The 20,215-nt window shown below is 62.2% G+C and carries 23 protein-coding genes and 1 pseudogene; 17 read left to right on the top strand and 7 right to left on the bottom strand.

Translation table 11 applies throughout. The annotated features are described in order from the left end of the window. Positions 1 to 59 precede the first annotated feature (59 nt). The 7 genes and pseudogenes from F2982_RS16360 to F2982_RS16330 all read left to right on the top strand — a co-directional run bounded on the left by F2982_RS16360 (position 60) and on the right by F2982_RS16330 (position 6,996). Positions 60 to 311, top strand: a complete 252-nt coding sequence (locus F2982_RS16360; RefSeq protein ID WP_203428461.1) for a hypothetical protein — start codon at positions 60 to 62, stop codon at positions 309 to 311. 60 nt (positions 312 to 371) lie between these two features. After that, positions 372 to 2,707 (top strand): annotated as a pseudogene (locus F2982_RS16355) (marine proteobacterial sortase target protein). Further along, a complete protein-coding gene (locus F2982_RS16350) occupies positions 2,707 to 3,474 on the top strand; it encodes a class GN sortase (protein ID WP_203428460.1) in 768 nt (255 codons plus the stop codon). Before F2982_RS16355 ends, F2982_RS16350 begins: the two are co-directional and overlap by 1 nt. 68 nt (positions 3,475 to 3,542) lie before the next feature. Continuing rightward, entirely contained in the window at positions 3,543 to 4,685 is a 1,143-nt protein-coding gene (locus F2982_RS16345) for a PQQ-dependent sugar dehydrogenase (RefSeq protein WP_246777562.1), read from the top strand. Between the two features lie 129 nt (positions 4,686 to 4,814). Beyond that, the gene (locus tag F2982_RS16340) at positions 4,815 to 5,705 is read left to right on the top strand and encodes a DMT family transporter (RefSeq protein WP_130277853.1); all 891 of its coding nucleotides are present in this window, start codon (positions 4,815 to 4,817) and stop codon (positions 5,703 to 5,705) included. Positions 5,706 to 6,185: 480 nt separating this feature from the next. Continuing rightward, complete coding sequence (locus tag F2982_RS16335; RefSeq protein ID WP_007534130.1) at positions 6,186 to 6,401, top strand: cold-shock protein; 216 nt, start codon at positions 6,186 to 6,188, stop codon at positions 6,399 to 6,401. Between the two features lie 178 nt (positions 6,402 to 6,579). Next, on the top strand, positions 6,580 to 6,996 hold the full coding sequence (locus F2982_RS16330; RefSeq protein ID WP_112719306.1) for a BA14K family protein: 417 nt from the start codon (positions 6,580 to 6,582) through the stop codon (positions 6,994 to 6,996). A gap of 57 nt (positions 6,997 to 7,053) precedes the next feature. Here the strand turns inward: F2982_RS16330 and F2982_RS16325 are convergent, their stop codons facing one another. Continuing rightward, a complete protein-coding gene (locus tag F2982_RS16325; RefSeq protein ID WP_203428458.1) occupies positions 7,054 to 7,698 on the bottom strand; it encodes an MBL fold metallo-hydrolase in 645 nt (214 codons plus the stop codon). A 260-nt stretch (positions 7,699 to 7,958) separates the two neighbouring features. On the opposite strand from F2982_RS16325, the gene F2982_RS16320 reads away from it, so the two are divergent. From F2982_RS16320 to F2982_RS16300, 5 genes are all read left to right on the top strand, one after another. After that, the gene (locus tag F2982_RS16320; protein ID WP_203428457.1) at positions 7,959 to 8,576 is read left to right on the top strand and encodes a DUF1236 domain-containing protein; all 618 of its coding nucleotides are present in this window, start codon (positions 7,959 to 7,961) and stop codon (positions 8,574 to 8,576) included. A gap of 278 nt (positions 8,577 to 8,854) precedes the next feature. Next, complete coding sequence (locus tag F2982_RS16315) at positions 8,855 to 9,373, top strand: MarR family transcriptional regulator (protein WP_112719309.1); 519 nt, start codon at positions 8,855 to 8,857, stop codon at positions 9,371 to 9,373. After that, complete coding sequence (locus F2982_RS16310) at positions 9,374 to 10,072, top strand: response regulator transcription factor (protein ID WP_112719310.1); 699 nt, start codon at positions 9,374 to 9,376, stop codon at positions 10,070 to 10,072. It begins immediately after the preceding gene. A gap of 28 nt (positions 10,073 to 10,100) precedes the next feature. Beyond that, entirely contained in the window at positions 10,101 to 11,477 is a 1,377-nt protein-coding gene (locus tag F2982_RS16305; protein ID WP_203428456.1) for an ATP-binding protein, read from the top strand. Between the two features lie 7 nt (positions 11,478 to 11,484). After that, entirely contained in the window at positions 11,485 to 12,063 is a 579-nt protein-coding gene (locus F2982_RS16300; protein WP_203428455.1) for a DUF1349 domain-containing protein, read from the top strand. A 5-nt stretch (positions 12,064 to 12,068) separates the two neighbouring features. Here the strand turns inward: F2982_RS16300 and F2982_RS16295 are convergent, their stop codons facing one another. The 6 genes from F2982_RS16295 to F2982_RS16270 form a co-directional block, all read right to left on the bottom strand. Further along, positions 12,069 to 12,350, bottom strand: a complete 282-nt coding sequence (locus tag F2982_RS16295) for a DNA-binding protein (protein ID WP_130277848.1) — start codon at positions 12,348 to 12,350, stop codon at positions 12,069 to 12,071. Then, the gene (locus tag F2982_RS16290; RefSeq protein ID WP_203428454.1) at positions 12,334 to 12,633 is read right to left on the bottom strand and encodes a toxin; all 300 of its coding nucleotides are present in this window, start codon (positions 12,631 to 12,633) and stop codon (positions 12,334 to 12,336) included. The genes F2982_RS16295 and F2982_RS16290 overlap by 17 nt, the downstream gene beginning before the upstream one ends. A 54-nt stretch (positions 12,634 to 12,687) precedes the next feature. Next, positions 12,688 to 13,029 carry a tRNA-binding protein gene (locus F2982_RS16285; protein WP_203428453.1) on the bottom strand — a complete coding sequence of 114 codons (342 nt, stop codon included), beginning with the start codon at positions 13,027 to 13,029 and terminating at the stop codon, positions 12,688 to 12,690. A gap of 8 nt (positions 13,030 to 13,037) precedes the next feature. Continuing rightward, on the bottom strand, positions 13,038 to 13,856 hold the full coding sequence (gene proC, locus F2982_RS16280; protein ID WP_130277846.1) for a pyrroline-5-carboxylate reductase: 819 nt from the start codon (positions 13,854 to 13,856) through the stop codon (positions 13,038 to 13,040). 5 nt (positions 13,857 to 13,861) lie between these two features. Continuing rightward, entirely contained in the window at positions 13,862 to 14,362 is a 501-nt protein-coding gene (locus tag F2982_RS16275) for a YbjN domain-containing protein (protein ID WP_112719315.1), read from the bottom strand. A 396-nt stretch (positions 14,363 to 14,758) separates the two neighbouring features. After that, positions 14,759 to 15,019: an accessory factor UbiK family protein gene (locus F2982_RS16270; protein ID WP_112719316.1), complete on the bottom strand. Its 261-nt coding sequence runs from the start codon at positions 15,017 to 15,019 to the stop codon at positions 14,759 to 14,761. A 192-nt stretch (positions 15,020 to 15,211) separates the two neighbouring features. Between F2982_RS16270 and lgt the strand changes: the two genes are divergently transcribed. The 5 genes from lgt to F2982_RS16245 all read left to right on the top strand — a co-directional run bounded on the left by lgt (position 15,212) and on the right by F2982_RS16245 (position 20,172). Then, positions 15,212 to 16,060, top strand: a complete 849-nt coding sequence (lgt, locus tag F2982_RS16265) for a prolipoprotein diacylglyceryl transferase (RefSeq protein WP_199627063.1) — start codon at positions 15,212 to 15,214, stop codon at positions 16,058 to 16,060. Positions 16,061 to 16,081: 21 nt separating this feature from the next. Further along, positions 16,082 to 17,182 (top strand): class I SAM-dependent methyltransferase, encoded by a 1,101-nt coding sequence (locus F2982_RS16260; protein WP_203430096.1) that lies wholly within the window; start codon positions 16,082 to 16,084, stop codon positions 17,180 to 17,182. 100 nt (positions 17,183 to 17,282) lie between these two features. Further along, positions 17,283 to 18,077 carry a peptidoglycan editing factor PgeF gene (pgeF, locus tag F2982_RS16255; RefSeq protein WP_203428452.1) on the top strand — a complete coding sequence of 265 codons (795 nt, stop codon included), beginning with the start codon at positions 17,283 to 17,285 and terminating at the stop codon, positions 18,075 to 18,077. 4 nt (positions 18,078 to 18,081) lie between these two features. After that, entirely contained in the window at positions 18,082 to 19,233 is a 1,152-nt protein-coding gene (locus F2982_RS16250) for a Xaa-Pro peptidase family protein (protein WP_203428451.1), read from the top strand. Between the two features lie 99 nt (positions 19,234 to 19,332). Then, positions 19,333 to 20,172 (top strand): hypothetical protein, encoded by an 840-nt coding sequence (locus F2982_RS16245; protein WP_112719321.1) that lies wholly within the window; start codon positions 19,333 to 19,335, stop codon positions 20,170 to 20,172. Positions 20,173 to 20,215 lie beyond the last annotated feature (43 nt).

Here is a 20,215-nt window from a genome sequence, read left to right as displayed (position 1 = left end):
TCGGTCCTATACGGTTGAAAGGGGCAGAAAGCCGGGACCGGAATTCTGCGCTAAGGTCTATGTCCAATGTAGACAGGCATTTCAAGGGCAAAGGCGCGATGGCGCCGATGATTCTTATTGATCAATTGCCGCACCTGAAAGCCGTGCCGGAATCGCCTTTGCAGCGATGCGCTGAATCACTTTGCGAAGAACTTGAATCGATTTCTGAAGACATCCGGATTTACCCCTTAAAATCAGAAACTTCCACGTTTCGGGCCTTTGCCGCAAATAAGCCGCAACAAATACCGCGGCACGCCGCAATTCGGTCGTGAGCCCGCCGGGATCGAAGCCTCAATCTTCATCATCCGAAGTTGGTTATTGAGGGTATGCCAATGTTTCTGGAAGACGAGTTTGCGACAGAGCGGCTCCGCGCCAGCCGTGTGTCCTTTTCATTCCTGATCGCGTTCACCACATTTTTCGCATCGCTGATGATGGCCGCAGGCCTGGTCTCTGCCGCCCGCGCCGAAGAGGCGCAGCCGCAAAAAGTCGAGCAGCTCGCGGGCCTCGTCCGCCCGAACGACGTCAATAGCGGCTCGCTGCTCTTCCCGTCGAAGGAACCCGGCTTCTTCATCGAGGCGCCGCGGCTGAAGACCGACGTCCAGATGGACGTCTCCGGCCCCGTCGCTCGCGTCAAGGTCACCCAGCGCTTCCAGAACCCGAGCAAGGGCTGGGTCGAAGGCACATACGTCTTCCCGCTGCCGGAAAATTCCGCCGTCGACGAATTGAAGATGCAGATCGGCGACCGCTTCATCGAGGGCCAGATCAAGCCGCGCCAGGAAGCGCGCGAGATCTACGAACAGGCCAAGGCCGAAGGCAAGAAGGCCGCCCTTCTCGAACAGCAGCGCCCCAACATCTTCACCAACCAGGTCGCCAATATCGGCCCCGGCGAAACCATCGTCGTGCAGATCGAGTATCAGCAGACCGTGCACCAGTCCGGCGGCGAGTTCTCGCTGCGCTTCCCGATGGTCGTCGCACCCCGCTACAATCCGGCCCCTGTCGTCCAGACCGTCGAGTTCAACAACGGCGCCGGCTTCGCGGTGCCGTCCGATCCGGTGCCGAACCGCGAGAAGATAGAGGCACCGGTTCTCGATCCGCGCGAAAACGCCAAGATCAATCCGGTGGCGCTGACCGTGAACCTCAAGGCAGGCTTTCCGCTCGGCGACGTCAAATCCGCCTTCCACGATGTCGATATCAAGCAGGATGGCGACCAGAACCGCGTCATCAGCCTGAAGGGTGACTCCGTCCCCGCCGACAAGGATTTCGGACTCACCTGGAAGGCGGCCCCGGCAAGACGCCGAGCGCCGGCCTCTTCCGCGAGGTCCTCAACGGCAAGACCTATCTGCTCGCCTTCGTCACCCCGCCCGCAACGCCTGACGCTTCCACGGCGCCGCTGAAGCGCGAAGTCATCTTCGTCATCGACAATTCCGGCTCTATGTCCGGCGAGTCGATCGCGCAGGCCAAGGAAAGCCTGGCGCTGGCGATCTCCAGGCTCGGCCCCGACGACCGCTTCAACGTCATCCGTTTCGACGACACGATGACCGACTATTTCGGCGGCCTTGTCGGCGCGACACCAGACAATCGCGAAAAGGCGATCGCCTATGTGCGCGGCCTCACCGCCGATGGCGGCACCGAGATGCTGCCGGCGCTCGAAGATGCGCTGCGCAACCAGGGCGCCGTCGCCAATGGCGCGCTCCGCCAGGTGGTCTTCCTCACGGATGGCGCGATCGGCAACGAGCAGCAGCTGTTCATGGAGATCACCAACAACCGCAGCGATGCCCGCGTCTTCACCGTCGGCATCGGCTCGGCTCCGAACTCCTACTTCATGACCGAGGCCGCCGAGCTCGGCCGCGGCACCTTCACCCATATCGGTTCCACCGATCAGGTGGCCTCGCGCATGGGCGAGCTCTTCGCCAAGCTGCAGAACCCGGCCATGACCGATATCGCCGCCACTTTCGACGGCGTGCAGGCGAGCGACATCACGCCGAACCCGATGCCCGACCTCTATACCGGCGAGCCCGTGGTCCTGACCGCCGAACTGCCGACAGACAAACCATCAGGCAAGCTGCAGATCACTGGCAAGACTGGCGCCCAGCCCTGGCGCGTCGAGATGGATATCGCCAATGCCGCCGATGGCAAGGGCCTTTCCAAGCTCTGGGCGCGCCGCAAGATCGACGATCTCGAAGCCCGCTCCTATGAGCGCCAGGACCCGGCCGCCCTCGACAAGGATGTCGAGACGATCGCCATGGCCCACCATCTCGTCTCCCGCGTCACCAGCCTCGTTGCCGTCGACGTCACGCCGTCGCGCCCGGATGGCCAGCCGGTCAGCTCGACCAAGCTACCGCTAAACCTGCCCGACGGCTGGAACTTCGACAAGGTGATGGGTGAGCCTGCCCCTGCTCCGGCTGGCAATGCACCGGATCACGCCATGGCAAAGCCGCAGATGGAATTTGCCGCCGTCGCCAACCAGATGGCCGCCGCCCCGACACCGGGTGCAGCAAACCTGATCGCCCAGCGCTCGGCATCGGTAAAGCTGCCGCAGACCGCGACGCTCGCCGACCGGCAGATCATGCAGGGCCTGAGCATGCTGCTCGCAGCCCTGGCCGCTGCCGGTGGCTTTGCGATCTGGCGCCGCCGCATCCGCGGCGCCTTCCTGGCGGGAGGCCGCTGATGCCCGGCGCACAACGCGGAAGCTGGAACGAGGAAGCGGCCGAGTTCGAACCGCTTCCGAGCTATCTGGAGCTGATGATGGCGAATGCCGCGGCGACGGCGTTTGAGATCGACGCGCCCCGGAAAAGCCTCCTCGCCCGCCTGTCGGCGATGGAGAAGGTGATCGCCGTCGCCATCCTCGGCCTCGGGCTCTACGGCACGGCGCTGATGACCAGCGGCTTCTACATGAAGGGCAAGGCAGAACTCTCGCAGGTACTGCTGAAACGCGCCTTCGCCGCCGAGCTGCGCGGCGAGGATGCCAAGCCCTGGCCCTGGGCCGATTTCACCACAGAGGCCGAAGTCAGCGCCCCGCGCCTCGGCAAGACGGCGATCGTGCTCTCCGGCGCCACGGGCGAAGCCCTCGCCTTCGGCCCGGCCTGGCTCAGCAACACGCCGCAGCCGGGCGAAGAAGGCACCTCCGTCATCGCCGCCCACCGCGACACGCATTTCCGCTGGCTGAAGGATGTGCGCGCCGGAGACGATATCGAGATCACCCGCCGCGACGGCTCCGTCCTGACCTTCAAGGCAACAGATGCCCGTGTCGCCCGCTGGGATGAAAGCGGCATCGACGCCGCGTCAGAGGGCCGCCACCTCGTGCTGACGACCTGCTGGCCGTTCGACGCCACCGAGCGCGGCCCGATGCGCTACATCGTCGAAGCCGAACTGGTCGACAGGATCCAGACCGGCACCGTTCAACCCGGCAACACAAAGCCGTTATCCGGGAGCTAATGAGGTTGAAGCGATCGCCCTCGCGCGCCACCTACCCGCCTGGATGGTAGAACGGGGAGATCATGAACATGCTCAAGGGATTGCGCATCGCTTTGGCGGCAGGCGCCGCATTTGCAACAGCCGGCGCGGCATTCGCCGCCGACAGGGTGCAGACCAAGAAAGTGACGGTCAGCGTCGATACGCTGGCAACCGGGCTCGATCATCCCTGGGCGGTCGAGGTCATGCCCGACGGCGCCTATCTGGTCACCGAACGCCCCGGCAATATCAGGATCATCCGCGACGGCAAGGCATCAGAGCCGCTCGGCGGCGTGCCCGAGGTCAGCGCCCGCGGCCAGGGCGGCCTGATGGATGTGGCGCTCGCCCCGGATTTCGCCCAAAGCCGCATCCTCTATTTCACCGCCGCGATTGCCAATGCCAAGGGATCGGGCACGGAAGCCTTCTCTGCAAAGCTCTCGGCCGACGAGAGCAGGCTTGAGGACGTGAAGCCGATCTTTACCATGGCGAAGTTCACCGGCGGCAACATCCAGTACGGCTCGCGGATCGCCATCGCCAAAGACGGCAGCCTGTTCATCAGCGTCGGCGACCGCGGCAGCCGCGACCGCTCGCAGGATTTCAAGGACGACGCCGGCTCGATCATCCATGTGAATGCCGATGGCAGCATCCCCGCCGATAACCCCTTCCGCGACGGCGCGAAAGCCCTCCCCGAAATCTGGTCTAAGGGCCACCGCAACCCGCAGGGCATCACCTTCGATAGCTCCGACGGCAAGCTCTACACCGTCGAGCACGGCGCCCGCGGTGGCGACGAGATCAACCTGATCGAGCCGGGCAAGAACTATGGCTGGCCCGTCATCACCTATGGCCGTGACTATTCCGGCGCCAAGATCGGTGAAGGAACGGAAAAGGCCGGACTGGAGCAACCCCTCCACTACTGGGATCCCTCGATCGCGCCGGGCGCCATCGCCGTCTATCGCGGCAAGATGTTCCCGGAATGGGATGGCGACATGCTGGTGGCCGCGCTGAAGTTCCAGCTGCTGTCGCGCATGCAGCGCGACGAAAGCGGCAAGTTCACCGCCGAGGAACGTCTGTTCGAGGGCAATTACGGCCGCATCCGCGACGTGACCGTGGCTCCCGACGGCGCCTTGCTGATGGTCACCGACGAAAGCGACGGCGCGCTGCTGCGCGTCTCCCGCGCCGCCAATCAGGACGGCTGATCGCAGATTGGAAATTTCAGTCCGCAGCATCAGCCCCGGCTGATGCGTTCGTTCATTCACGCTTGCTGAAACAAAACCCAGCTGCTAACCACGGCCATCACACCGTGCTCCCCGCAATCGAGGAATGACATGACTCGCGTTCAGGCGAACCTGTTGCTGTTGCTTGCTGCTGCCATCTGGGGCGGCGGCTTCGTGGCGCAGTCGACGGCGATGAAGGAACTCAGCCCGTTCTGGTTCATCGGCCTGCGTTTCGCCGTTGCGACGGCCGCCGTCCTGCCCTTCGTTCTGCTCGAGCGCCGCAAGGCTGCCGTCAAGACCAGCAGGCGCCATCTCGGCCTCTACCTGGCAATCGGCCTTGCCCTCTTCGGTGGCGCCGCGACCCAGCAGGTCGGCCTGCAGACGACGTCGGTCACCAATTCGAGCTTCATCACCGGTCTCTACGTGGTCTTCGTACCCGTCATCGCCGTGCTCTTCCTGCGCCGCCCGCCGCACTGGATCATCTGGCCGGGTGCCGTGATGGCAATCGCCGGCATCTACCTTCTGTCGGGCGGACATTTGTCGGCTCTGACGGTCGGCGATGGCCTGACCGTCATCTGCGCCGGCTTCTGGGCGATCCAGATCACGCTGGCAGGAACGACCGTCAAGGAAACCGGCCGCCCCCTGGCCCTGTCGGCCACGCAGTTTGCCATCACCTCCCTGCTCGCTCTCATCGTCGCCGCGATCTTCGAACCCGTCAGTCTCGACGCCATCATGGGCGCAGCACCCGAGATCCTCTATGTCGGCGTTTTCTCCTCTGGCGTCGCCTTCGTGCTGCAGATCATCGGCCAGCGATATACGACACCCTCGCAGGCGGCGATCTTCCTGTCGTCGGAGGCACTGTTCGGTTCCTCGCTCGCCGCATTGATCCTTGGCGAGACAATCCCCCCAGTCGGCTATATCGGCTGCGCGCTGATGTTTAGCGCTATGCTTGTAGTCGAAGTGGTGCCCGAACTGTCGCGACGCCGCGCCCAGGCGGTCTGAAACCGCATCCACGGCACATCGCCGGAATGATTCGGAATTTTTTTGGGTGGGTCCGAAGACCCGCTCACGTTGTGTTTTTGGGAAAATCTGCTCACAAATTATATTGCAGACGATACAAAACGTTAATCATGTACCCGCGCGGAGCGATTTTTTGCGTTTTGGCGCAAATAGGACACCCGCGGCGACTGTGCTCCTGAGGACACGTTAAAAAACTTTTGCTTGCCAATTCCCAATAATCACAGCAATCTCGCGGCGTTCGGGCATTTTGCGAGCATGGGAAGTCCTTAAGAAAGTGCGCGCCGGAAACGCTAATATTCCGGTCAGCCGGTCTCACAAGATGGGGAATAATCCCACCAAGAGACAGGCCGAGGTAGAGGGGACCTTTTTCTCGAAATTCAAGAACTGCCTGCTAGCGCTCCGGAAGGGGCATAATTGATGCTGCCCGTGTGGATGGCGGGCAGAGAGAAAAGGACCTGACGCATGGCCGAGACTGGCACTGTAAAATTCTTCAATACCGACAAAGGCTTCGGCTTTATCAAGCCGGATAAGGGTGGCGCCGATATCTTTGTACACATTTCTGCCGTTCAGGCTTCCGGCCTCGCCGGACTGACGGAAAACCAGAAGGTAAGCTTCGACACGGAGCCGGATCGCCGCGGCAAGGGACCGAAGGCCGTCAATCTTCAGATTGCTGGCTGAGCCCAAACAAGGCCGTCGAATTCGAGTTGAAGCCCGGCAGAAATGCCGGGTTTTGTTATTCAGCATCCGTTCAGATAGCCGCCACTATCGTCTCAACATCACGGCGCAGGAACCCGCAGCCGTCCTGAAGAGTTTTAAAGGCAGCACTTCCCGCTGTCTTGGAGAGTAGGACAAGATCATGAACACGATCGCAAAGACACTTCTTCTGACGGCCGCAGCCGCCGCTCTCAGCCTTTCCGCTGTCAGCGAAGCTTCCGCCGACAGCTGGCGCCATCACCACAATAACGACGCCTGGGTCGGCGGTGCCGTTGGCCTCGCAACCGGCCTGGTCGTCGGATCGGCAATCGCCAACGCCAACCAGCCGCGCTACTATTATGATGAGCCGCGCTACGCAGAACCGGTTTACGAGCCGGAATACGAAGCCGTACCGGTCTACCGCGCTCCCCCGCGTTACTACGCACCGGTCCGCGCCGGCATCGAGCCCTGGACGCCGCAGTGGCAGCGTTACTGCTCGTACCGCTACCGCACCTTCGATCCGGGCACCGGCACCTTCATCGGCAACGACGGCCGCGAGCACTTCTGCACCGCCGGCTGATCGCCGCCCGATCCGATATAAAGAAAGCGCCGCTCATCGAGCGGCGCTTTTCGTTTGTCAAATGCCCTGCAGGAACGGGTTGTTGCGCCGCTCGTCGCCGATCCGGCTCCCCGGCCCGTGGCCGCATATAAAGCCGACATCGTCCCCCAGCGGCAGCACCTTGTCGCGGATCGACGCCATCAGCTGGTCGTGGTCCCCGCCCGGCAGATCGGTGCGCCCGATCGAACCGTTGAACAGCACGTCGCCGAGATGCGCGAAATTCTGCGCGCGATTGACGTAGATCACATGCCCGGGCGCATGACCCGGCGTATGATAGACCTCGAACTCGTGATTGCCGAACGACACCTTGCCGCCGTCTTCCAGCCAGCGGTCCGGCTCGACATTCTTGAGACCGGTGATCCCGTATTTCAGCTGCTGTGTCTCGATCCGCTGCAGCAGCGGCAGATCGTCCTTGTGCGGACCGACAATATCGATCCCCAGCGCCGCCTTGAGATCCCTGGCGCCGCCGGCATGGTCGAGATGGCCATGTGTCAGCCAGATCTCCTTGATCTTGAAGCCGTTCTCCTCGACCACCTTGACGATCGTCTCGACGTCGCCGCCGGGATCGACCACTACCCCCTCCTTGGTGTCAGGATCGAAAAGCACGGTGCAATTCTGCTGAAACGGTGTCACCGGAATGATTCCGGCCTGTAGCATACCCATTGGCGCCTCTTATGTTCTCTACCCGCCCCTATAGTCTGAATGGCGAGTGACGAAAGCAAGTTTTTATCGGCGCCTCACACCAAAGAGACAGGCTGTAACAACAGTTTATGACGGCGAAAAGCGCCTTTCGCTTCTGTTTTTCCTTTGAAAATCAACAACCTGCAAGAACCTCCCGGCATGGTGGAAACAATAGGCTTACGCCTTTTGGAACCGGATGGTGAACGGTGCGTTTCCAGCCCGGTAAACAAGGAGAAATGCAAATGACCATGACGAGAAACATTTTCCTGGCAGGCGCCGTGCTTGTTGCAAGCGCGGGCTTTGCGCATGCGGAAATGGCCGCCACGGCCATCAACGATCTCAATGTCCGCGCCGGTCCCGGTCCGCAATACCCTTCCGTCGGCATCGCCACCCGCGGTTCGTCGGCCTATCTCGACGGCTGCATCCAGGGCAGCCGCTGGTGCCGCGTCGATGTCAACGGCGTCCGCGGCTGGGTCTATGCCGAATATCTGCAGGTCCAGCATGAAGGCGCCCCTGTCGTCGTCGAGCAGAACCAGACGAGCCTCGGCGTCCCCGTCGTGACCTACGAGACGACGGCGAGCGTCGTTCCCGCCGAGCCGCAGCCCGGCCCCGGTGACGAGCTGCTCGGCCCGGTCGGAGACGTCGATGCGATCACGCCGCCGGCCGAAGTCCGCACCTATATCGACACCACGCCGGCGCAGACCGTGCAGCTCGGCGGTGATGTCGTCGTCGGTGCAGAGGTTCCGGCTGACGTGACCTTCCAGGAAGTCCCGAATTACGAATATCGCTACACCCGCATCAACGACCGCCCGGTGCTGGTCGATCCCAGTACCCGCCGCATCGTCTACGTCTATAACTGAGGCGGATGAGCGATCCGGAATGAAACAGAAAAGGCGGCCGCCTGGCCGCCTTTTCGCATTTCTGTGGACAAGTTTACTGCGAGGCGACTGTCTATCCACCGGCTCCCCGTACACCCAGCCTGTTGATTGTTGTCCCGATTGCGTTTTATCCACTGACGCACTGGGGAAAAATATGCGTTGTATTGGGAAGCGGAGACTGGCCGGGTTCGGGCGAAGACGAGCCTCGGCCCGAGCTCTGCAAGGTCCGGGAGCGCCGAGAGCGGACCGGAACGCATGGGATGAGAAAGGGAAATGACGTGGCGCCACGACAGACCAGCGCGAAAGCGGCCAAGCCTGAGCCGCTGTCCACGCCGATGGAAAACAGCGGCATCATCGACTTCGAAATCATCGAGCTGTTCTTCTTCGCCTATCGCGATTTCGTCTCCGATCCGGACGCCATTCTCGAGAAAAGCGGCTTCGGACGCGCCCATCACCGGGTGGTGCACTTTGTTAACCGTGAACCCGGCATGACCGTTGCTGATCTTCTGGATACATTGAAGATTACCAAACAGAGCCTCGCCCGAGTGCTCAAACAACTGATCGATTCAGGCTATATTAGACAAGTCGCGGGCCCGGAAGACCGGCGCCAGCGCAAGCTTTATCCGACAAAGACGGGGCGCGAACTGGCGCTTGCTCTGGCGGAGCCGCAATCGCGCCGCATTGAGAGGGCATTCGACAATGCTTCTCTTGAAACGCGCGAGAGCGTGAAGGCATTTCTGAGGGGCATGCGGGACAGGCAAACAGCGAAAGCGGACTGAATGGCGGGAAAGACAATCATTTCTGATGATGCGGCGCATCTGCTTGTCGTCGACGACGACACGCGCATCCGTGCACTGCTCAACCGTTACCTCACCGAAAACGGCTTCCGGGTGACCGTTGCCGCCGATGGTGCCGAGGCACAGCGCAAGCTGGCGGGGCTCGATTTCGACCTGATCATCATGGACGTGATGATGCCCGGCGAATCCGGCATCGACGTGACGCGCGGATTGCGGGCGATCAAGAACGTTCCCATCATCATGCTGACAGCGCTGGCAGAGTCCGACAATCGCATCGCCGGCCTGGAAGCTGGCGCCGACGACTATCTGTCGAAGCCCTTCGATCCGCGCGAGCTGGTGCTGCGCGTCAACAACATCCTGCGCCGCAATGCCTCGGATGCGCCGAAGATCGAGCAGATCATGTTCGGCCCCTACACCTTCTCGCTGACCCGCAAGGAGCTGAAGAAGGCGGCCGAAGTGATCCGGCTGACGGATCGCGAACAGGAAATCATGCTGCTCTTTGCCCGGCGCGCCGGCGACACCATCCCGCGCCACGAGCTGATCGGCGACGACGTCGATGTCGGCGAACGCACGATCGACGTGCAGATCAACCGTCTGCGCCGCAAGATCGAGGATGATCCGGCAAATCCTGTCTGGCTCCAGACGGTTCGTGGTATAGGATACAGGCTGAGCATCGATTGATGCTCCGGACGTCAGGATCGCGACAGAGATGGTGACATTCGAAAGCCTGCGGCGCGAAGAGCGCTTGCCCGCCACCGGTTGGAAGTGGTTCACGCGCTTTCTGCGCCGCCGCCTGCCGACGGGCATCTATGTCCGCTCGCTGCTGATCATCATCATGCCGATGCTGCTCCTGCAGTCGGTCGTCGCCGCAGTGTTCATGGAACGCCACTGGCAGATGGTGACGCAGCGCCTGTCGATGGCCGTCACGCAGGACATCGCCGCGATCATCCAGATCATCGATACCTATCCGCAGGATGCCGATTACACGGCGATCACCAAGATCGCCCGCGAGCAGATGAAGCTGCAGATCTCGATCGAGCCTGACGGCGACCTGCCGCCGCCGCGTGAAAAGCCGTTCTTCTCGATCCTCGACGGCATCCTCTCCGATGAGCTCAACGACCAGATCAAGCGCCCCTTCTGGATCGATACGCTCGGCGATTCCAGTCTCGTCGAAATCCGCATCAAGCTCGATGACAAGATTCTACGTGTGCTGACCAAGCGCAACCAAACCTATGCGTCCAACACCCATATTTTCATCGTCTGGATGGTCGGCGCCTCGCTGGTGCTGATCGGCGTCTCGATCCTCTTCCTGCGCGGCCAGATAAGGCCGATCCAGGCGCTGGCGGCTGCCGCCGAGAGCTTCGGCAAGGGACAGAAGGCTGAGAACTTCTATCCGCGCGGTGCCGACGAAGTCCGCCGCGCCGGCCTCGCCTTCATCCTGATGCGAGAGCGCATCGAACGGCAGATCGAGCAGCGCACGGCGATGCTGACAGGCGTCAGCCACGACCTCAGAACCATCCTCACCCGCTTCAAGCTGCAGCTGGCGCTCGCCGGCAACAATCCCGACCTGCAGGGCATGGCCGACGACGTCAACGATATGCAGTCGATGCTGGAAGCCTACATGGCCTTCGCCCGCAGCGAGATCGAAGAGGATGTCGGCGAACTGAAGATCAGCGAGATGCTCGCCAAGATCGAGACCGATTTCGCCCTGCACGAAAAGAGCTTCAGCTATTCGATCGAAGGCGACGACGAGATCGTCGTGCGCCCCAACGCCTTCACCCGGCTGGTCACGAATCTCGCATCGAACGCCCGCCGCTATGCCAGCACGCTGAATATCGAGGCCAAGCATGGCTCCAAATGGCTGACGCTGACCTTCGATGACGACGGCCCCGGCATTCCCGAGAAGAACCGCGAAGACGTCTTCAAGCCGTTCTTCCGCCTCGACGAGGCCCGCAACCTCGATGATTCAGGCACCGGCCTCGGCTTGGCCATCGCCCGTGACATCGCCCGCAGCCATGGCGGCAACGTCACGCTTTCCGACAGCCCGCTCGGCGGCCTGCGCGCCGTCATCCGCGTTCCCGCGTGAGTTTCCGATGAGCAATTTCGAGGCAATGACCTGGCTCAACCCGCCGCCCTCGGCGGAAATCCGCAACGGCGCGCTGCAGGCCCGCTCCGGCGAGAAGACCGATTTCTGGCAAGGCACCTACTACGGCTTCCACCGCGACGACGGCCATTTCCTGCATCAGCAGCGCAAGGGCGATTTCACCGCCGAAGTCACTTTCTCAGGCCGCTACGAAGCGCTCTACGATCAGGCCGGCCTGATGATCCGCGCTGACGAGCGCCGCTGGATGAAATGCGGGATCGAATATACCGACAGCGCCATGCATTTCAGCACCGTCGTCACCAACGGCAATTCCGACTGGTCCGCCTTCCGCATCGACCACGCCTTCGCGCAGATGTCGGCCCGCGTCACCCGCAACGGCGACGCCCTCTTCATCCAGTACCGCACCGATGTCATGACCGAATGGCGCATGGCGCGCCTTGCGTGGTTCGATCCCGCGATCGAAACCTTGATGGTCGGCCCCGCCTTCTGCTCACCGCAACGCACGGACTTCGAGGCAACCTTCCATTCCTTCACGCTGACCGACCCGGTCTCGCGCGATATTCATTGATCGGCTCAGCTGCTGACGTATTTATGGATCAGCGAGTTGATCAGCGTCTGGTAGGGAATGCCTTCCTGCATCGCACGCGACTTCAGCCGCACGAGATCAGCGCGCGAAACGCGCAGCGAAATCTTCTCCCGCTCGTCGTTCATCGTCGACCGGGCCATCGCCTCGATCTCTTTGCGCCGTTCGTCCGTCAAGCCGCTGACGAGCGCCACATCCGACCCCTCGAAGAGTTCGATGAACTCCTCTTCCTCATCATCGAGAAAGGCTCCGACCTTAGGATTTTTTGCCATTGTCATCACCACCCATATACCGCTTCTTAAGAAGACGGCTTGGAAATGCCGTCTTGAGAAACAACGTGCCGTCATCCTGCTGAACATATGGAACGCCATAGACGTAACCATTGCAGAAGACGACCAAAACGCGCTGCCCAGGATACCGGTCGGCATTTGGGTGAGCAACGTCATCCAGCAGCCCGCCGTGATCGATAGCCGCAACGATATCCTCGAAGCAGATGCCGCGATCAGGATGAGCCTTGAGTTGGTTGTTCTTCTCGACGCTCCAAGATAGCTTCATAGAGCAGGTATTGTATAGACAGCGTATACCGTGTCAAATCGGCCAGCGTCGGCGCTACATCAACTTCTTGCCGTTGGGCACCGGCTTGTCCGTTGCCGCCAGTACGATCGCGCCGGCTTCGTCCTCGAAGCCGAGGGTCAGCACTTCCGAGCGGAAAGGGCCGATCTGGCGTGGCGGAAAGTTGACGACGCCGAGGACCTGGCGGCCGACGAGGTTGTCGAGAGTATAGTGCACGGTGATCTGCGCCGAGGACTTCTTGACGCCGATCTCGGGGCCGAAGTCGATCAGCAGCTTGATCGCCGGCTTGCGCGCTTCCGGAAAGGGCGATGCCTCGATGACCGTGCCGACACGGATGTCGACGCGCTCGAAATCGGCATAGGTGATTTCGTCAGCCATGATCCGCCTCAGCCCGCCAGTTCCTGGGCGCGCGTGCGCGCGGCCTCAAGAGCCTCGTCGAACAGCGGCTGCATCCCCTTCTCCGCCATCAATACGGAAAGTGCGGCAGCGGTCGTTCCGCCGGGAGAGGTAACATTCTGGCGAAGCTTGGAAGCGTCGTCGGGGGACTGGTGGAGAAGTTCACCAGCCCCCGCGACCGTTTCCCGTGCAAGACGCATGGCGAGGTCCGCCTGCAGGCCAAGTTTACGGCCTGCCTCAGCCATGCACTCGACGAGATAAAACACGTAAGCAGGGCCGCTGCCCGACAGCGCCGTAACGGAATCGATGTCGGACTCGGCCGGAACCCACTCAACAGGACCGGATACGCGAAGAAGAGAATGAACGCGGTCGCGCTGTTCGGCGCTGACCTTGGCATTGGCGAAAGCACCGGTGACGCCGCGGCCGACCATGGCAGGCGTATTCGGCATGGCGCGAACCATCGCGGCCTCGCCGAGATGCTTCTCGAGGAAACCGAGCGTCTTGCCGGCAGCGACCGAAACCACGACCGTATTCGGCCCGACCGCATGCTTCACCGGCGGCAGCACCGCTTCCATCACCTGCGGCTTGACCGCGATGAACAGCACGCCGGCCTTGAGACCGGCAGGAGCCGCCGTCACATGCGTCGCACCTGCATCCTCGATCGTCTTCATCATTGCCGGCGACGGGCCGGGATCGACGACGACCACGGAGGAGCCGGGGACGCCGTTCTTCAGCCAGCCGGAGAGCATCGCGCCCCCCATATTGCCGGCACCGATGAGAACGATAGGATCTGCAGAGACGCTGGACATGAGAATTACGCTTCGCCGACGGTTTCGAAAAGAACGGCTTCCATCGCCTTGGCGGCATCGAGGCCGGACCAGATGACGAACTGGAATGCTTGATAATAGGCTTCGCAGGTATCGAGCGCGCTCGAAAGCAGCACTTCGACCTGACGGTTGGTGGGCTCGGCGCCGCCTGCGAGCAGCAGCGACTGGCGGAAGATGATGACATCTTCCTGGCGCCACAGGTCGAAATGGCCCATCAGCACCTGGCCATTGATGGCAGCCAGCAGCTTGGTGACTTCGTTGACGCGGTTTTCCGGCACCTTGATATCGAAGGCGCAACCGAGATGAAGAGCTTCAAACTCTTCCATCCAGGAAAAGGAGATGTGGTAATCGGCCCACTTCCCCTCGACCGTCATCGCGATCTCGTCCTCGCCTGACCGTTCAAATGCCCAGTCATTATTGGCGGCGACGTACTCGATCATATCGACCGGGTTCGACTGACGCTCGAATTCCAATTCCATCAGGCTCATGCAGCACCTTCTTGACCGGGATTGAATGCGACTGACTTGGGTCTACACAACACAAGAAAAGACACACGCAAATACCGGAACACCAATTCGATGACCCTTGAACCGCAACCCAGGCTTAACGCAGAAAACCTGCCTGGAGCTTACCGCCGTCCGGTTCGAATCATCATTTAAAATCAGTGTATAATCAGACCGGCGACAAGCCAGCCCCCGGTTGCCTTATTTCCCGAAAGGTACTGTGGACAGCTTCTCGAAATCGGATTCAGGAGGGGGATATAAATGACTCTGCCCATTGGCTTTTTTGGCAGTGTCCACAGGTGGATAAAGGCACCTGATTTTTTGGTCTGAGATGCGGCGTGTCGCAAATGCGCCACACCACATCTTGTAGCAAAACGGGAATTACTTCTTCTTGGCGGCGAGCTGCGCTTCGAGAGCGGCGACTCGTGCCAGCAGCGCATCGTTTTCGTCGCGCGCCTTGATCGCCATCTCGCGCACGGCCTCGAATTCCTCGCGCTTGACGACGTCCATGCTGTTCAGCCAGCGCTCGGCCTGCGCGCTGAAGGCCGTCTCGACCTCCTTGCGCACGCCCTGGGCAGCACCGGCTGCATCGGTCATCAGCTTTGCGAATTCGTCCATGATGCGGTTTGCTCCAGTCGTCATGGCGGTTTTCTCCTTCGCACGACATGTTTCTTCAGGCTCGAAGCCTCTGAAATTGAGGTAGGGCTTCGCCGTTAAGGATGCAAGCGCTTTGCTCTGGATAAGAGCCCGCCTCGCCCTGCACTGCCTCACAATCGACTTGACCGCCTCGTATCGCAACGCCATGGTCCGCGCACATCAACGGGTGGGAAAGCCTTGCCGACTGCAGCCAATCTCATGGCAATCATGCCATTTCCGGATATCGATCCGATCGCCTTTTCGATCGGGCCGCTCGCTATTCACTGGTATGGCCTGGCCTATGTCGTCGGCATCATGCTCGGCTGGTTCTATGCACGCCGCCTCGCCGGCAATGACAGTCTCTGGCCGGCAAACGCCTCGCCGATCACCAAGACCCAGCTCGACGACTTCGTCGTCTGGGCCGCCCTTGGCATCGTGCTGGGCGGCCGCATCGGCTATATCCTCTTCTATGATATGCCGGCAGTGATCGAGAGCCCGATCCGCGCCATCCAGATCTGGAACGGCGGCATGTCCTTCCACGGCGGCATCACCGGCACGACGCTCGCCATGATCCTCTTTGCCCGCAAGAACAACATCCCGATCTGGAGCCTGTTCGATATCGTCGCCGGTGTCGTGCCGATCGGCCTGTTCTTCGGCCGCATCGCGAATTTCATCAATGGCGAACTCTGGGGCCGTCTCGCGGATGTGCCCTGGGCAGTCGTTTTCCCGAGCGGCGGTCCCTTTGCCCGTCATCCAAGCCAGCTCTACGAGGCCGGTCTCGAAGGCATCGTGCTGCTCTCGGTTCTGGCGCTTCTGATCTACGGCTTCCGCGCCCTGAAATCGCCGGGCCTCATTTCCGGCGTCTTCGTCTGCGGCTATGCGCTGTCACGCATCTTCGTGGAATTCTTCCGCGAGCCGGATGCGCAGCTTGGCTATCTGCTCGGCACAGGCTGGCTGACCATGGGGATGGTGCTGTCCTTCCCGATGATCCTGCTCGGCCTCTGGGCGATCGTGCGCGCCCGCCGCCAGGTCGCGCTGCAGAACTAACGCAGACCGGACGTGACCACCATGACCACCGCACTCGGTGAAAAGATCAAGGCGATCATCCAGGCGAACGGCCCGATCAGCGTGACCGATTACTTCTCGCTGTGCCTCGCCGATCCCGAACACGGCTATTATCGGGTCCGCGAGCCCTTCGGCCGCTCCGGCGATTTCGTCACTGCCCCCGAAGTCAGCCAGCTCTTCGGCGAGATGATCGGCGTCTTTATCGTCCACGCCTGGCAGCAGCACGGCACGCCGGCTGGTGTCCGCCTCGTCGAGATCGGCCCCGGCCGCGGCACGATGATGTCGGACATGCTGCGCGTCATCGCCCGCCTCGCCCCGCCGCTCTTCGAGAACATGAGCGTGCATCTGGTAGAGACCAGCGAGCGCCTGCGCGACGTCCAGAGCCAGACGCTGGAAGCCCATGAGGGCAAGATCACCTGGCATAACGATTTCGACGAAGTACCGCCTGGTTTCACGTTGATTGCGGCCAACGAACTCTTCGACGCCATCCCGATCCGCCAGTTCGTCAAGACGCAGACCGGCTTTCGCGAGCGCATGGTCGGCCTCGGCGCGGACGACGAGCTTGTCTTCGCGGCGGGTGTCGCCACCATCGACCCCGCCCTCCTCCCGGATGGCGCCCAGTCGATGCCGGCGGGCACGCTGTTTGAGTTCTCGCCGGCGCGCCAGTCGGTGATGCTCGCCATCTGCGAGCGTCTCAAGGCTTTCGGCGGCACCGCGCTTGCGATCGACTACGGCCACCTCGTCAGCGGCTTCGGCGACACGCTGCAGGCCGTTCGCATGCACGAATTCGACCCGCCGCTCGCCAACCCCGGTGAAGCCGACCTGACGAGCCACGTGGATTTCGAGCATCTTGCCCGCACCGCCGTCGGCGCCGGGCTGCATCTGAACGGCGCCCTGCATCAGGGCGACCTCCTCGTCGGCCTCGGTATTCTCGATCGCGCCGCCGCGCTCGGCCGCGACCGCGAACCTCGCACGCAGCAGATCATCCAGAGCGCCGTGGACCGCCTGGCAGGCTCTGGCGAGGGCCGGATGGGCGAGCTCTTCAAAGCGATGGCGGTCTCCTATCCCGCCGTCGATCTCATGCCGTTCCGTCCGGTGGATTGACAGAGCGCGCCGCCCTGCGCCAACATCCGGCGCAATCAACAATGCTTCACCGGACGATCCGGTGAACAATGAACCCGTTCTAAACACCCCGGAATCGCTGATGCAAAACGCGGCTTCACCCGCACCGATCGAAAGCGCGCTGCTGCAACAGGCGGCGGGCGACGCGATCCGCCATGGCTACTTCACCCGCGAAGGCGGCGTCTCAGAAGGCCTCTATCGCGGCCTCAATGTCGGCCTCGGCTCGAACGACGACCGAGACCGCGTCAACGAGAACCGCAGGCGGGTCGCCGCCTGGTTCGGCCAGCCGCTCGAAAAGCTCGCGACCGTCCACCAGATCCATTCGCCCGATGCCGTCACCGTCGATGCCGATTACGACGGCGACCGCCCGCAGGCCGATGCGCTCGTCACCGCCACACCCGGCATCGTGCTCGGCGTGCTTGCCGCCGATTGCGGCCCGATCCTGTTTGCCGACCCGGAAAACAGGGTCATCGGTGCCGCCCATGCCGGCTGGAAGGGCGCGCTGACAGGTGTGCTCGAAAACACGATCATCGCCATGGAGAAACTGGGCGCCCGGCGCGAGGCGATCGTCGCCTGCCTGGGACCATCGATCAGCCAGGCGAGCTACGAAGTCGGCCCGGAATTCGTCGAGCGCTTTGTCACACAGGATGCTGCCTACGCGCAGTATTTTATCCCGTCGGAAAAACCCGGACATTCGATGTTCGACCTTCCGGGCCTGACGGTCGCGCGGTTGACGAAGGCAGGCGTTCGTGCCGAAAGCGTCGGGCTCTGCACCTATCCGGATAGCGAGCGCTTCTTCTCGTACCGCCGCACCACCCACAACAACGAGCCGGATTACGGCCGCCAGATTTCAGCGATTAGCATCAGGGAGATTTGAGACCATGGCACTGCACTTCGAACGGAGCGAATTCGCAAGCCGCCTCGCCCGCGTCACCGACCAGATGCGCGAGGAGAAGCTCGATGCCCTCCTCATCTTCGCGCAGGAAAGCATGTACTGGCTGACCGGCTACGACACCTTCGGCTACTGCTTCTTCCAGACGCTGGTCGTCAAGGCTGACGGCACGATGGCGCTGATCACCCGCTCGGCCGATCTTCGCCAGGCCAAGCACACCTCGATCCTCGACAACGTCCATGTCTGGGTCGACCGCGTTAACGCCGACCCGACGCTCGACCTCAAGAACCTGCTGGTCGAGATGGACCTGCTCGGCGCCCGCATCGGCGTCGAATACGACACGCACGGCATGACCGGCCGCGTCGCCCGCCTGCTCGATGCCCAGCTTGCGAGCTTCGGCCAGATCAGCGACGCCTCCTATCTCGTCAGCCGCCTGCGCCTGATCAAGAGCCCGGCCGAAGTCGCCTATGTGGAACGTGCCGCCGCACTCGCCGACGATGCGCTCGACCAGGCAATCCGCCTCACCAAGCCAGGCGCCGACGAAGCCGACATTCTGGCCGCGATGCAGGGCGCCGTCTTCAGCGGCGGCGGCGACTATCCGGCCAATGAATACATCATCGGCTCCGGCGCCGACGCCCTGCTCTGCCGCTACAAGGCCGGCCGCCGCAAGCTCGATGCCAACGACCAGCTGACGATCGAATGGGCAGGCACCTACGCCCACTATCACGTAGCGATGATGCGCACGATCGTCGTCGGTGAGCCGACCCACCGCCACCGCGAGCTCTACAGCGCCTGCCTGGAAAACCTGCAGGCGATCGAAACCGTGCTGAAGCCCGGCCACACCTTCGGCGATGTCTTCGACATGCATGCCAAGATCATGGACGAGCGCGGCCTTGCCCGCCACCGCCTGAACGCCTGCGGCTACTCGCTCGGCGCCCGCTTCTCGCCGTCCTGGATGGAGCACCAGATGTTCCATGTCGGCAATCCGCAGCCGATCGAGCCGAACATGTCGCTCTTCGTCCACATGATCATCGCCGATTCCGACAGCGGGACCGCCATGACGCTCGGCCAGACCTATCTGACGACAACAGAGGGGCCGCGCACCCTGTCGCGTCATTCGCTGGACTTCCTCGGCGCCTGAGAGACTTCACCGGCAAGAATCCGGAATTGACACAAGACCATCCCCGCCCGCATAAATCTGGGCGGGGCTGATGCAAATGACGGAAGGAAAGCTGGAAGGATGACGCGATCGTTGACTGCGCCAGCACTTCTTGCATGCTTCGCCAGCCTGCTCGCCGCCTGCAACACGACCGATGCGATGACGCCTCTCGTCGATATCGGCGATTCCTCGATGCCGCCGCGCTCTTCGCCGGTCACCCAGCGCGAAGTCGAGCGCATGGCTGGATCGCAATCCCGCCAGGCCTTTGCCGCCGAACCGCAGGAAGGCTACCACCCCGCCTATAACCAGGCCTACCGCCCCGGCCCCGGCGCACCGCCGACGACCATGCAGGCGCAGGCCGATGCAATGTCGGCGCGGCCGCAAGCCTACCGCGCCCCGGAGGCCGTCGAGAGCGAGCCGCTCTCCAATGCCGAGGCCGAAGAACAGGACATGGGCGACCAGGCGCCGCCGCCGCACCGCCAGCAACAGCAGCCGCAACAGCAAGAGGCGCAACAGGTCGCCGCCATCGATCCGGTGGAGTCGGGCTCGACCCGTGGCAATACCGTCCGCTTCCTGCCGATCATCGGCGCCCCCGTTCAGGCCGTCACGCCGCTCTCGCGCCAGCTCGGCTCCGAGGCGCGTTCGCACGGCCTGTCGATCAAGAGCTCCACCGACAACAGCAGCGACTATATTCTCAAGGGCTATCTCTCCGCCTTCACCGACGAAGGCAATGTGACGGTGACCTATGTCTGGGATGTGCTCGACAGCAGCGGCGGCCGCCTGCACCGCATTCAGGGCGAGGAGAAGGTCCCCTCTGCCGCTCAGGACCCCTGGGCCGGCGTTCCGGCCTCGGTCATGCAGCAGATCGGCACCAAAACCATCGCCGAATTCAACGCCTGGCGCCAATCGCAGGGCGGTTAGCAACAAGGTTTTTACAAATATCAAGCCCTGTGTCGCCTTTACG

This window comes from Rhizobium sp. BG4 (genome assembly GCF_016864575.1).
Lineage (GTDB): Bacteria > Pseudomonadota > Alphaproteobacteria > Rhizobiales > Rhizobiaceae > Rhizobium.
This window is presented reverse-complemented; position numbering and strand designations above follow the sequence as displayed.

Bases quoted from the DNA above. Each gene is read 5' to 3' on its own strand.
- F2982_RS16290 (WP_203428454.1), bottom strand. From the start codon at position 12,633: ATGAAGCTATCTTGGAGCGTCGAGAAGAACAACCAACTCAAGGCTCAT.
- F2982_RS16335 (WP_007534130.1), top strand. From the start codon at position 6,186: ATGGCCGAGACTGGCACTGTAAAATTCTTCAATACCGACAAAGGCTTC.
- F2982_RS16245 (WP_112719321.1), top strand. From the start codon at position 19,333: ATGACGCGATCGTTGACTGCGCCAGCACTTCTTGCATGCTTCGCCAGC.
- F2982_RS16345 (WP_246777562.1), top strand. From the start codon at position 3,543: ATGCTCAAGGGATTGCGCATCGCTTTGGCGGCAGGCGCCGCATTTGCA.
- F2982_RS16310 (WP_112719310.1), top strand. From the start codon at position 9,374: ATGGCGGGAAAGACAATCATTTCTGATGATGCGGCGCATCTGCTTGTC.
- F2982_RS16315 (WP_112719309.1), top strand. From the start codon at position 8,855: ATGAGAAAGGGAAATGACGTGGCGCCACGACAGACCAGCGCGAAAGCG.
- F2982_RS16325 (WP_203428458.1), bottom strand. From the start codon at position 7,698: ATGGGTATGCTACAGGCCGGAATCATTCCGGTGACACCGTTTCAGCAG.
- F2982_RS16340 (WP_130277853.1), top strand. From the start codon at position 4,815: ATGACTCGCGTTCAGGCGAACCTGTTGCTGTTGCTTGCTGCTGCCATC.
- F2982_RS16350 (WP_203428460.1), top strand. From the start codon at position 2,707: ATGCCCGGCGCACAACGCGGAAGCTGGAACGAGGAAGCGGCCGAGTTC.
- F2982_RS16285 (WP_203428453.1), bottom strand. From the start codon at position 13,029: ATGGCTGACGAAATCACCTATGCCGATTTCGAGCGCGTCGACATCCGT.
- F2982_RS16300 (WP_203428455.1), top strand. From the start codon at position 11,485: ATGAGCAATTTCGAGGCAATGACCTGGCTCAACCCGCCGCCCTCGGCG.
- F2982_RS16330 (WP_112719306.1), top strand. From the start codon at position 6,580: ATGAACACGATCGCAAAGACACTTCTTCTGACGGCCGCAGCCGCCGCT.
- F2982_RS16270 (WP_112719316.1), bottom strand. From the start codon at position 15,019: ATGACGACTGGAGCAAACCGCATCATGGACGAATTCGCAAAGCTGATG.
- F2982_RS16260 (WP_203430096.1), top strand. From the start codon at position 16,082: ATGACCACCGCACTCGGTGAAAAGATCAAGGCGATCATCCAGGCGAAC.
- F2982_RS16360 (WP_203428461.1), top strand. From the start codon at position 60: ATGTCCAATGTAGACAGGCATTTCAAGGGCAAAGGCGCGATGGCGCCG.
- F2982_RS16305 (WP_203428456.1), top strand. From the start codon at position 10,101: ATGGTGACATTCGAAAGCCTGCGGCGCGAAGAGCGCTTGCCCGCCACC.
- F2982_RS16250 (WP_203428451.1), top strand. From the start codon at position 18,082: ATGGCACTGCACTTCGAACGGAGCGAATTCGCAAGCCGCCTCGCCCGC.
- F2982_RS16295 (WP_130277848.1), bottom strand. From the start codon at position 12,350: ATGGCAAAAAATCCTAAGGTCGGAGCCTTTCTCGATGATGAGGAAGAG.
- F2982_RS16320 (WP_203428457.1), top strand. From the start codon at position 7,959: ATGACCATGACGAGAAACATTTTCCTGGCAGGCGCCGTGCTTGTTGCA.
- pgeF (WP_203428452.1), top strand. From the start codon at position 17,283: ATGCAAAACGCGGCTTCACCCGCACCGATCGAAAGCGCGCTGCTGCAA.
- proC (WP_130277846.1), bottom strand. From the start codon at position 13,856: ATGTCCAGCGTCTCTGCAGATCCTATCGTTCTCATCGGTGCCGGCAAT.
- F2982_RS16275 (WP_112719315.1), bottom strand. From the start codon at position 14,362: ATGAGCCTGATGGAATTGGAATTCGAGCGTCAGTCGAACCCGGTCGAT.